At 45.9% G+C, this 12659-nt stretch carries 7 protein-coding genes; all 7 read right to left on the reverse strand.

Annotated elements, in window-relative coordinates; genetic code table 11:
* Nucleotides 1-531: 531 nt before the first annotated feature.
* The 7 genes from AC3RCI_RS26710 to AC3RCI_RS26740 all read right to left on the reverse strand — a co-directional run bounded on the left by AC3RCI_RS26710 (nt 532) and on the right by AC3RCI_RS26740 (nt 12603).
* Nucleotides 532-873, reverse strand: a complete 342-nt coding sequence (locus AC3RCI_RS26710; protein WP_127537230.1) for a hypothetical protein — start codon at nt 871-873, stop codon at nt 532-534.
* Between the two features lie 205 nt (nt 874-1078).
* Entirely contained in the window at nt 1079-5020 is a 3942-nt protein-coding gene (locus AC3RCI_RS26715; RefSeq protein WP_492527000.1) for an S-layer homology domain-containing protein, read from the reverse strand.
* Between the two features lie 163 nt (nt 5021-5183).
* The gene (locus AC3RCI_RS26720) at nt 5184-6311 is read right to left on the reverse strand and encodes a glycosyltransferase family 4 protein (protein WP_367076544.1); all 1128 of its coding nucleotides are present in this window, start codon (nt 6309-6311) and stop codon (nt 5184-5186) included.
* A gap of 411 nt (nt 6312-6722) precedes the next feature.
* Nucleotides 6723-7481 carry a WecB/TagA/CpsF family glycosyltransferase gene (locus AC3RCI_RS26725; RefSeq protein ID WP_492527001.1) on the reverse strand — a complete coding sequence of 253 codons (759 nt, stop codon included), beginning with the start codon at nt 7479-7481 and terminating at the stop codon, nt 6723-6725.
* A 7-nt stretch (nt 7482-7488) separates the two neighbouring features.
* Nucleotides 7489-8658 (reverse strand): polysaccharide pyruvyl transferase CsaB, encoded by a 1170-nt coding sequence (gene csaB, locus AC3RCI_RS26730; RefSeq protein ID WP_221805732.1) that lies wholly within the window; start codon nt 8656-8658, stop codon nt 7489-7491.
* Complete coding sequence (locus AC3RCI_RS26735; RefSeq protein ID WP_492527002.1) at nt 8634-10655, reverse strand: DUF5693 family protein; 2022 nt, start codon at nt 10653-10655, stop codon at nt 8634-8636. Before AC3RCI_RS26735 ends, csaB begins: the two co-directional genes overlap by 25 nt.
* A 226-nt stretch (nt 10656-10881) precedes the next feature.
* On the reverse strand, nt 10882-12603 hold the full coding sequence (locus tag AC3RCI_RS26740; RefSeq protein WP_492527003.1) for a phospho-sugar mutase: 1722 nt from the start codon (nt 12601-12603) through the stop codon (nt 10882-10884).
* Nucleotides 12604-12659: the final 56 nt, after the last annotated feature.

Consider the following 12659-nt stretch of genomic DNA (forward strand, 5'->3'; position numbering starts at 1 on the left):
GCTCGTGTTCCTCATTCTATTGTCGCACCCCCTTTCCAGAGTCATGAGCAAGTTAATATAAATGATGTCTGTGAGCAAATCACAGAAACTTGTAAACTAGAATAATAATAGAATCATACGAAAATAGAGTAGTTTCCTAATCCTACCTTACGTATTATACAATGGGTCTCTCGTGCCGTAAAGCAATTTTTTCTAATAAATAGACAAGATTCTTCAAGAGGTCAATCTTGGTAAGAGGCCCAATGTTTTTGACTCTACATCTTAAACGCAGTAGATTTCAAAAAGTTGCGGATTCTTCAAAAAAAGTTTTGAACTAATTTATGTATTGATACAACGCGGGTCCGAGACAGTTCAAAACCCATGAATTCCTTATCAAATCAGCTGCGGTTATGCTTTTACTCTGTGTTTATTTTGATGAAGACGTTTATTTATACCCTTAATTTTCCTCCATGAAGCGACAATTTGTATGATATGTAAAAAAAATAAAAAGCACCCCTACAGGGATGCTTAAGTAATTCCTCGTTCTATGGCTTAACGAATTTTCATCGCAAGATCAATAATTTGAGCACGCATTTTGGGATCACTGTTCAATTTCAGATACATATCGTCAATGGCCAAACGATTCTCCCGGTATGTCTTCTCATGCTTCATGGTGGTGTGAGACCATTCAATCAATTCATTCTCAGCCAGCACCAATTGGTTATATGCATCATGGAAGCCAGTCGTCTGTACGAGCCCTTCCATAACCTCTTGAGAGATTTCTTGCGTCTTGCGTGTATCTTCCAGCTTTTTCTCCAGAATGACTGCCTGCTTCTCGAACTGAGTCTTTGCCTTCATGTAGCCCAGCTGGGCCTTCGAATAAATCGGTTTCATTAGCTAACTTCACCCTCTAGATCATTGTGTATTTACCGTTATTGTATCTTAAACTCTAGCAAATTACAAAAATAGTTATTGGTAAAAATCATCTTTCTTCTATTATAAAAGTGATCTTCACCAGTCCATTAACACTCGTAAAAAGAACCCGCCCCTTTTAGCAAAAGGGACAGGTCCTTCCTAAAAAATGTGAAACTCTGACAGTTTAGCTCAATGTTTTAGGGAATAATTTGGTGCTTTTCTTGAGCAGCTCTACAGCAATTTTGGCTGCTTCTGCACGAGTCATGTTACCTTTAGGATTAAATTGGTACTGCGGTTTGGTTGCTCCTGGAATCGTCACAGGGCTTCCTTCCATGATTTTTGCCTTGGTCACGGCCTGGATGGCAGGACGCGCATAGAAATCAATGGAGCTTGAATCCAGGAACGACTTCGCCAATGCTGCAGACAGCTTGCTGTCATTAGCCGCCAGCTTCGCGTTCATGGCACGAGCGATCATCACTGCTGCCTGTTCACGTGTAACCGGCTGATCCGGTCCGAAGAACCCGTCACTGAGACCTTGGACAATACCTGCTTTTGCCGCTGTCTCAATGGCCTCATAGGTCCAGCGATCAGATTTGGTATTCTCAGAAACATCGGTGAAGGTTGCCTTGGTCGTTTTGACCAACGGAATGTCCATGCCCTTCACGAGCAGGGTAGCGAATTCCCCACGTGTCGTCTGGTCATCGGCACCGAACGCATTGGTTCTGAGCGGATTCATAATACCTTTGGAATACATGGCATTCAGTAAGTTACGCGCCCACGGATGGTTCGTAATGTCCGGATAGCTTTGGCTTTGTTTCATGACCTTGTAATATCCGAACTCATCAAATGGAACGGTAATGGTGTGTGATTTGGTATCAACAACACCACCAATGGAAACCCATTTACCTACGTTTGAATTATCCGAATAACGGTACACTGTAATCGTGGAGCCTACATCATCAACTATAGATGGATCATACTTCAGAGTTAAGGTTCCGCGTTGGGAAGGTGTCAGAATACGCTCTTGTGCATATCTAGTGAACTCCCCTTCAATGGAGTATGGCGTAATGCCGTTAGTTCCCGCTTTGTACCCATTGGTTCCACGGTCTCCAAGTTCACCCAGACCACCATTAATCCAGTAAATATCAGATACTTGTGTAAAGTTGTTCGTGTTAATTACCGATGCGAAGAAGCTCGACAGCTCGGTTGGAATCCGGATAACGCTGGCGCCATTGGTACTTCTGTCATCTGGATTGACACCAATCACGTTACCATAGTCGTTTTTACGTTCTACAACACCATCTTTTGGATCAGCAATACCAAACAGCAATTTGTTGTCCGGATAGAACTTCACCATACCGCTTGTCGTAGTAGACTGCAGCACAGTCCCTTTCGGGAAGGACAGAACGAGATCCTTGTTAAACACCGTGTACTTCGTGGCTACCTTTGGAGCCATATACTGCGAGTCAATGGCGATGGCACTGGTGTAATACACACTTACTGTATCCGTGATGGTGCCTCCGTCACGAATAATCTCAATTTTAATTTTGTTGTCTTTGTCAGCTTTCAGTCCAACATAATCGAGAACAAAACGATTGTTCATGTCCGTACGTTTAACCGCAGGCTCTTTGCCAATCAATACTTGTGTTGCACCTTCTGCTTCAATGTCGAAGCGAACGAAGTTTTTGTTAACCACAATATTGCTGCCTACTGTAGGCTGTGGTGACAGGATACGATAAGATGCTGGCTCACGCACAATTTCAAGACGCTGAGTCGTTCTCGCACCTGTGCTGTTGATCAGCTCCAACGTGTACACATGTGTTCCTGGTGCATCAAACTTCAAGTTTTGAATCCGTGCAATGAATAGATCACTATTACCTGTAATATCATAGCTCGGCAGTCCGTTCGCCACAGGTTGGTTTACTTCATAGATCGTTGTAGATGTCAGGTTCTTGGTGAAGATCTTGTCTGAACCGAAATAGACATTGACGATATCAGCTCCACCACCGTTAATAACCAGGTCGTAGGTTTCTTCACTTGTTACATACTTGTCTTCTTTGAACGCAAATTCAGGTGTAACCGAGAAAATACGTTTCATTTCTTCATCTTCATATTGTGTAATTGGTTTGTTAATAAACTGCTGACGCGAATCCTTAGGAATCAACGTTGGCATGAAAGACGTAATCGTCGATTGATTCTGGTCAATTACATTAATCTTCAATGTGGTCGAGATTGTAATCGGGAGATTGTTCGCATCCTCATCCGTTGCACGAATGATAATCGTGTTCTCACCGTAAACAATCGGACCTTCTTTCAATACTGGTAGTTTAAGACTAAAAGTCCCGTCATCCTCAGGGAACGTGCCGGTATTAAACTTCTTACCGTTTACGAGAACTTCAGCTACAAAATTATTACCCTTTAATGTTTTAAAACCGATAAATCGTCCCTTTAATGGAAGGGTCAATGTACTGTCTTTAGAGTTAAAAGTGTATGTTTGCCCATTCTGTAAACTCTCTACATAAATCGAACTAGCCGTTACATAGGAAATTTTCACAACTTTCGGTAAGTTGGTTGGGCTTCCATAATAGAAGCGAACTTGTTGATCGCCTCCCAGGAAACCTGTAATCTGATAGATTTTTTGGTTGTCTTTCAATTTCATTGCATCAACTGTATTAATAGGCTTGATCGTCAGTTTGGTTGTGCCTGTTGGCAAATATTCTCCTACAAGTGTGCCTGAAATGGGCTCACTGGATTCCACCATAATGTAGAAAGAATTGCTTTGCAATTTGGTTCCATCCAGTTTTGTTTGTGAATCAATGGCTTTTCCTTCGACATAATCAGGAAGGTAATAGATTTCTGTGATATCCTGTGATCCTGCAGAATACATATAGCTGGCATTGTAACCTGCGCTAAAGTTCCCATAGGCAAGCCGAAGACGTAACGATTGATCTTTTTTCGCCTTACCATCTGTAGCAAGTTCTAGATTGTATGGTGTTTCCACTTCAAAGTTAACTAACCGATATTCAATTGTTACGCCATCTGAACCTGTAATTAACGCTTCTTCGGTGCTATCAAAATCAAAGGTAGTAGGTTGTGTCAAGTTTCCATTGGATAATGTTATCTCACCATTGGTTGGACCAAACTTCTCAGCACTGGCTGAATAAGGGAGAAGCACCTGTCCCGTTACAGTTGCAGTCGTTTGAGCAGTTCCCGTAAATGTCGGATTCGTTCCCAGAATGGACTTATCCTGTCCGCCTAGCTGTACTTTCAGATCAGTAAATGGCTGATCCTTGTCGAAATAATAAATGGAGCGTTCTGTTTCAATGGCATTGCTTGCACTTGAAATCTTGAACTTCAGATTGTTCAGACCTGCCTTCAATTGAAGCTGTGGCAGGAAGAATGATCCATCTTGAAGCATGGAGGCATTGATCTCGTCTCCACCGTTCACCTTCACACTAACAAGCGTGGAGTTCTGAACTTTACCTTGAATAGATACACGTTGTGTGTCTACCACCGTCTTAGAACCCTCATTCAAGTTGTAAGACTTATTGCCACCTGTAGCTGAGCTATCCGTAAATACCTGGAAGCTTTCAATAAAAGGAGCTTGATCATATAATACATAGAATGTATCCGATCTTTCCACAGATCCTTGGTTACCCAAGAATGTGATCCGGTTGAAGCCTGGGAACAGATTCAGGTTATTAGCCGTAAATTTGTTATTACCGCTAGGGTCTGCAGTAACAGCAGTTGTAATTGCTTTGGTCGCATCAGCTACCCACTTGCTGTCTGTACCGTCAGTTACCAGATTTAATTGCTCTACCTTAACCTTCAAGCTTGTATTCGATACAAATGCATAAGAGCCTGAGATCGTGATAGATGAGGTTGAAGTCGTATATGCATTGGAACGCGTCAAGAAAGGCTTAGTTGCATCCGGCAAGATTGAAAGTCCCGCCGTTTCACGCAATGTTCTAAGATCTGGCGTAAAGTATGTTGTATAAGCATTAGATCCATTCGTGTCGTCATCCGCAGCGGATGCAATGGACCCACTGAACAGACCCTGTGGGAACAATGAGAGCACCATGGTGACCAGCATGATCCATACCAACGGTCGTTTCTTTTGTTGCATTAAGTATCATCTCTCCTCTTTTTAAGTCAGTTACCTCTTATATCGGTGCCTAGGTTCCAATTATTTAGTAAAAACAGCAAATTAAACAAAAAACCTTATCCATAACGGATAAGGTTTGGGGCTTGGATAATATTCAAGAATTGCAGTAAACGAGCGTTTATCTTTAGGATTTCGAGCGAGTCTCCGGATTAATTTTGACACGCATGCGCATCAGGAAATTAATAACCGGTCTTCTGGTTTTACTTACAAGTCCAATCACTTCTGCACCAACCTGGAGGAAGAACATCATGATACAGATCACGACAAATGTTACCCAGTTGGCTTCAAACATGGCTGCCGATGATTGAATAATCGCCAGTACACCGAAGAATGCGGCAATACCGTAGATGATCAGCACCGTCTGGCGGTGGCTGAATCCAAGTTCACGCAGGCAGTGATGCAGGTGACCTTTGTCTGGTGAGAAAATCGGTTTCCGTTGTACCGCACGACGAATGATCGCGAAGAAGGTATCCGAGAGTGGTACACCGATAATGATCAGCGGCGTGATGAAGGACACGACTGCAATTTGTTTGAACCCGAGCATGGACAGCATCGCCAGAGAGAACCCAAGGAACAGTGATCCCGTGTCTCCCATGAAGATTTTGGCCGGGTGGAAGTTGAAGAACAGGAAGCCGACAATACTACCCAGCAACACAAGGCACATCAAGGCAATCATCATATTGCCCATCAGGAAGGACATCACGGCAATGGTACCAATCGCAATACCGGATACACCGGCAGCGAGACCATCCAGACCGTCGATCAGGTTAATCGCATTCGTTACACCAACGATCCACAGAATCGTCAGCGGAATGGATACCCAAGCTTCCAGTGAGGAATAAGAATCCTGAAAAGGAATGTTAACGAAATCCACTCGGATATTAAATCCGAATACGACTACAGCAGCAGCAACGAGCTGCCCAAGCAGTTTTACTTTAGCTGACAGTTCGAAACGGTCATCCAGTGCGCCAATCAGAACGATAATGGATCCACCGATCAGAAAGGCACTGACAAAGCTCATATCTCTTGTTGTAAACCATGCAGATACAAATGGGAGAAGTGCAGCTACTGTAATTATAAAAGCAAGAAAGATTCCCAAACCACCGAGACGTGGCATGATCCGAGTGTGCACCTTACGTGCATTCGGTGTGTCCATTGCACCTATTCTAACCGCGAACTTTTTGACAAGCGGTGTCAGGGCAAGAGCCAGTCCCATCGACACGATAAATCCAATGATAAAGATCGCTACCATTTGAACATTCGACCCCCAATTATAATACCCATACGAAATTATAAATCCCCTGATCTCTTTTTTATATATAAAGAAATATTGTTAGCCATATTTAATGAATACACTTGCACTACAACGGAGAAGTCAGAAATAACCTGTAGAAGCGCAGCGTTCGCCTAAAAGCTTTCTGAAGGAAAGCTACTTCGAAAGCATAAGCTATCACCGGATTTCTCCCTATCTAAAGGGAATAAAAGAAATCTGCGGATAACAGCAATCGGAAGGTTGCCTTGCAATCGTAGTGCCAAGTGTAACGGTCTAATTCATTCTTTGAAAACATACATGTAATCCGGAATGAATTATACGCTGATCACACGCGAAACGCCAACCTCAATTTTTAGCAAAAACGTGCATTTTTCTCGTAATAGCCTGTATTTAACGGGCTTTAGTCACGTTTTCTTTGTCCTGGATCACTTTAATCGCGAATTTTGGAAGCGCAAGCATGCGGCCTGCACGACTTGGTTCGCGAAGCAGTCGGTAAAACCACTCCAGTCTTAGATTCTGGAACAGTTTTGGGGCACGTTTACTTTTGCCGGAAATGACATCAAAACTGCCTCCAACGCCCATGGTTACGGGAACCTGTAGCGCCTCCTTATACTTGTGAATCCAGGGCTCCTGCGTATCTGCGCCGCGTGCCACAAACAGCAGATCAGGTGCAGCTTCGCGAATGGAAGCCACCACCTCTTCGTCCTCAGCCGGGCCAAAATAACCGTCGCGATAGCCTACAATACGGATCGCCGGATACTGCTGTTGTAACCGAACTGCCGTTTCTTGAATCACTTCAGGGGTGGAACCGAGCAAATACACACCCCAACGATAGTTTTCTCCAACCCGCAGCAATTCATGTAAAAGCTCAAATCCGGGTACTCGCTCCGCTACAGGATCCCCACAATAATTAGCAGCCCACACGACGCCTGTACCATCCGGTACAATCAATTCGGCAGATTGCATCACTTGCATCATGGACGGATTCTCCAGTGCTGCCATCACCATGATCGGGTTCGCTGTAATAACCTGATGCGGCTTCTTCGACAACACGGCTTCCCGGAGAGTCTCCACCGTTTCTTTCATCGTCAGTTTGGAAAAAGGAATGCCATAGATCGAAACGGTAGGTATTGGTCCGGTCTGATTCATCTTTATCTCACCCTTTGCGGCCTAAATAGTTAATAATTTGCTGTGCAGGCACTCTGGCCTCCTGCTTCAGTTCGGTAATGCGATCTTCGTTTTCCTTCAACCACTGTGAACGCTGATCCAGAAGAGAGGCTACGCTCTTCGCCAGCTTGTCCCCATCGAGTGCAGTCGTGCTTCCTACAGGCTCACTATCCAGACGGAGCATGAACTGATCGATTTTGGGGTCGTATGAGATGGCCACAGGTGGCACATACTGCGATGCGGCATAGATCAAACTGTGCAGACGCATGCCAATGACAACATCACACTTGCTGACTTCCTCCAGCATGAGCTGTGGATCGGTCAGATTCGGAGTTATGCTAACCTCGCTGCCTTTACTAGTAACGTCTCCGAGCATCTCCATAATAAAACGGGAAGCCTGTTCGTCTTTTGGCAAATGAAATGGCATAAAACGCAGATGCACTGCCTTTTTGGCACATAGCTTCTTCAGTCCTGAGGCAATCGCCGTCAGTTCCTTCCGATCAGACTCCCAGAAACGCACGGATACACCGATGACCGGAAGTTTGCTTTGCCCCGCAGATGAACCATCGCTCGCTTGATCCGGCGCAGTCCCCGTCGTAACATCCTTTTCCCTACTACCCTCAGGCAACGGCAGTCCCATAACTGGGTCAGGTACAACGTGAATCTGATTCCACTGCAGTCCAAGTCCACGCAGATAATCTGCGGATTGTTCATCCCGAACCGATATATACTTACAACCCTTGAACACGGAGCGGATCATCGGATTGAAGAATTTACGGTTAACAGGCCCGATTCCCTGAGCATAAATAAACGTAGGTTTTTTCAGCCACTGGGCCAGCTTGATTACACCCAAATAGTAGGGAATGGATTTCAGTCCGGTTGCATCCTGCAGCAAGCTTCCGCCGCCGCTGATCAATCCGTCACTTTCCTTGATTGCTTCGCGAACTTCCTTTAATTTCATGCGGTGAACGGAACGTACCCCATACATGGAGGTCGTCGACTCTGGATCAATGGAGAGCACGATCGGCTCAATGTTGACGCCAGATCTGTGACTCTCCTCTTCCAGTGCAGTCAGAATCGACTTAAGTACCGCTTCGTCTCCGCTATTGCGGAATCCGTAATATCCCGAGATGACTAACTTTTGAGAAGTGGTGACCATTTTTTCCAACATCCTTCCGCTACTTGCCACACACCCACAGCAATGATACCGAAGATTAAGCCAATTCCGAGTCCCATCACTCCGCGAATGAGAGATAATACAGCCGGTGTATGGATATGCGCGAACGTATCCACCATGGACAACTGTCCAATCGCTGCAATAATGAGCACAAAGATGACTTGACGATATTTTAAAGCGGCGAACACGCCAACGATAAACAGCGGGTGTCCCAGCACAAATTCTTTGAACCTTGGTCTTACGCCAAATGTATCTTCCAGCGTTGTACGCAGGAACATCTCAAATGGGGTCACAGAACCCGAGTTCCCTGTACGTGTCAAATAATAATATCCAGCTGCGGCTGCAACAACCGCCAGAACAACCATCAGTACATTAACCGGTGTACGCAGAATTCCTTTGAGCTGCTTGATGGAAATCGTACCCGATCCACGATAAAACAAGATATAAATAGCTACCAGTCCCATTGGAGCAAAGTGCAGCAGGCTCACGCCCCTAAACTGGTTAATGACCAGACTATACGTAATGCTGTTGAGCAATGCGATCATAAACGGCACAGCAAGGAACGACAGAATTGACGTTCTTACATATAAGATCAACGTTTGTGCCAATCGACGACCCGCAGACGCATTGGGTTGACGCTGCTGCTGATAATTCACGGTTCTCACCGCAAGCACCATCGCGATGGTTGGTGCGGAGATCGCAACGAGCAAGGCAATCCCCTGCTCAAGCAAGGTTGGTTTCAGGAGGAACAAGCCCGCACTTCCAACCAAACCTAACACAAACACAAGCAAGGTCAACAGTGGTACGAAGTATGACACCATCAAGGTAATCATGGCAATTGCACCAACTAGCGCAACCAGCTTGGCATAACGCTGAATCGAAGATTCTTTTACTGTAAATGCCTCAGCCTGTCCAAGCTCGAATCCGCGCTTCTCCATGCGTTCAATGGCATGCCCTGGCTCACCCAGACTGTTAATCAGGTTCTCAATCGGATCCGTAATCATGGCTTTGGCCGTGTTCCGGCTAGGACCTGCATTCAAATAGAGCATGCGGATGTTACGGTCCTTGGTAGCGAGCACAAAACGGTCCGCAATGACATCTACATCCAGATTGGCATCTCCCTCACTTAACGAATACAAACGAGCAACGTTGTAGTCCGTTTTATAGGCAAGGGTTTCAAATCCGGATTGAGATTTCTTTAAGTTTTCAATCGCTGCAAGTCCAATGTCATGTTTGTTCAACAATTGTGCGAACTGATCGAGACTCTTCATCTCCGCATTATCATTGTACCCTTTCACCGCATCGCCATCAAACAGGATGCGTTTCACGCCATTCTCTTCGAAGAAGGTAAGCAGACGCTCCATGGATTCCTGGCTGTATGGCACACTATCTGCGATCCTTGGCAAAATGTAAAACCCTTTATCACGCAGCATCTGGATGGCAACCGGATCCGGCTGCATCGGCTGCATGTTGGCATTCTCCGGAGGAGTCTGCAAAATCAAGCCGCTTCGACCTTCAAATTCCCATGGAACAACTGGAATCTGACGATCCGCGAACGTTTGTTCAATGATGGGTGTATAGGTTTGGGCATTTTCTTCGGATGTGAACAACACATACGTGAAGTTCTCGTTAGGAGAAACCACGTTCTGAGTCAGGTTAGCAACATCCTGCCCGTTATATACGGTCAGTTTCCGTGACTTTCTAAGCTCATCCAGTGTACTTTCGAATACGGCCATCGTTGTAACGCCGGCATCTTTCAAGCGAGTCAATTGCTCATTCATAAAATCTTGGGGATGAGCTTGATAAGCCGATATATCCAACAGACCTCTATAATTGAATACAAGCTCCACCTTTTTGGCGGACGATTCCGTCTGTACCCGATCACTGATGACAGGGATGGAAGCGATCAGTCCTATAATGACAACAAGCCACAGCCACTTCCGGGAAGCGGTATTCCAATAAAGCCATTTTTGACGCACTACATGTACCTCCTCAAGTGTTGGAACCAAATCCATGTTCAGCTCAAGCAATTCATTCAAATAATTAACGGGTATATACACAGCTTGTGTCAACAAGCCTTCGAATATCCGATCAATGTGTTTCAACCTCTGCAAAAAATCACACCTAAAAGAAAAGCCCCTCCGCCAACCAACCTTACGGTGCGGAGAGGCTTTTAACCATTCGTGCTTTGTACAACAATCGTACTTATTGTGCGTCTACTCGCGACATTACTGTGGAAGCCAAACGTTCAATGCGGCCTTTCGCATCTTCCAGGCTCTCACCACGTACTGCGAAGTACACTTTGATCTTCGGCTCTGTACCGGAAGGACGCAGGCAGAACCATGATCCATCTGCCAAAATGAACTTCAGGACATTTTCTTTTGGCAAGCCATCCAGACCAAGAGAGTAATCAAGCACATCCTGTACCGCGATACCCGCTACTTCTTGTGGCGGGTTGGAACGCCAATCCGTCATTTTCGCCTGGATTTGCGCTACACCGTCCTTGCCTTTCAGCGTACGGGACTCCAGCTTCTCGAGGAAATACCCGAACTGGCGATAGAGCTCCTGTAGGACATCGTACAGCGTTTTACCTTGGTTTTTGTAATATGCAGCAGCTTCTGCAATGAGCATCGAAGCCAGGATGGCGTCTTTGTCACGTGCGTAACTGCCTGCCAGATAGCCATAACTCTCTTCATATCCGAACAAGAATGTATGACTGCCAGTTGCTTCGAACTGGTTCATTTTTTCACCAATATATTTGAAGCCTGTCAGGGTGTTCATCACTTCTGCACCGTAATGCTCCGCAATGACCGCGCCCATCTCGCTCGTTACAATCGTTTTGACCACTGCGCTGTTGCTTGGCAGCTTGCCTGTCTCTTGCAGACGGCTCAGCACGTAGTGCACCATGATCGCACCGGATTGGTTACCAGACAGCACGAAATACTTGCCATCATTGTCTTTCACAACTGCACCCATGCGGTCTGCGTCCGGATCGGTACCAATCAGAATGTCAGCACCTACGGATTCACCCAGTTTCATGGCAAGTGTGAATGCTTCGCGTTCTTCCGGGTTAGGAGACTTCACGGTGGAGAATTCAGCATCCGGCTGTTCCTGTTCTTCTACCACGTGTACCTGCTCAAAGCCGATTTGTTCCAATACACGGCGAACTGGAATGTTTCCTGTGCCGTGCAGCGGCGTAAAGACGATTTTGAAGTCACGGCCTACACCGGATTGAATCAGGTCACGACTCAGACTTACGCTGGCAACCGTATCGACAAATGCCTGATCTTCCTCTTCACCCAGCCATACCAGCAGGCCTTGCGCTTCAGCTTCTTCCTGGGTCAGCTTTTTCACATCGGCGAGGGAAGGAACTTCCTGAATATATTGGATGACTTTCTCTGCTTCGTGCGGTACCAGTTGGCCACCTTCATGGTTGTACACTTTGTATCCGTTATACTCCGGTGGGTTATGACTTGCCGTTACCACAATACCGCCCGTCGCTTGCAAGTGACGCACACTGAAGGACAGCTGCGGTGTAGGGCGCAGGGATGTGAACAGCTTGGCTACAATGCCGTTTCCGGCAAGAACCAACGCAGCATCCAGCGTAAATTCAGGCGAGTAGTGACGGGAGTCATGGGCAATAACCACAGAAGGTCTGCCCTCCTTGTCCCCATGCTGTTCGAGCAGATAACGTGCAAAACCTTGAGTCGCCCGACCAACGGTGTACTTGTTCATCCGGTTGCTCCCGGCGCCAATGACCCCGCGCAATCCACCTGTACCAAACTCCAGATTTCGATAGAAACGATCCTCCAGCTCTTTCGGCTGATCCTGCAAATCACGAAGCTCCTGTTTCGTCGCTTCATCAATCGAAGCATCCTCCAACCACTGCTGTAACGTCTGTGCTGCTGTTCCGCTTAACTGTTCCATTCCTATAAACCCCTTCCGTCTATATAAATTCAATGGTTTGCTGAGCTGCTTCAGCA

It is taken from the genome of Paenibacillus sp. MT124 (genome assembly GCF_058792755.1).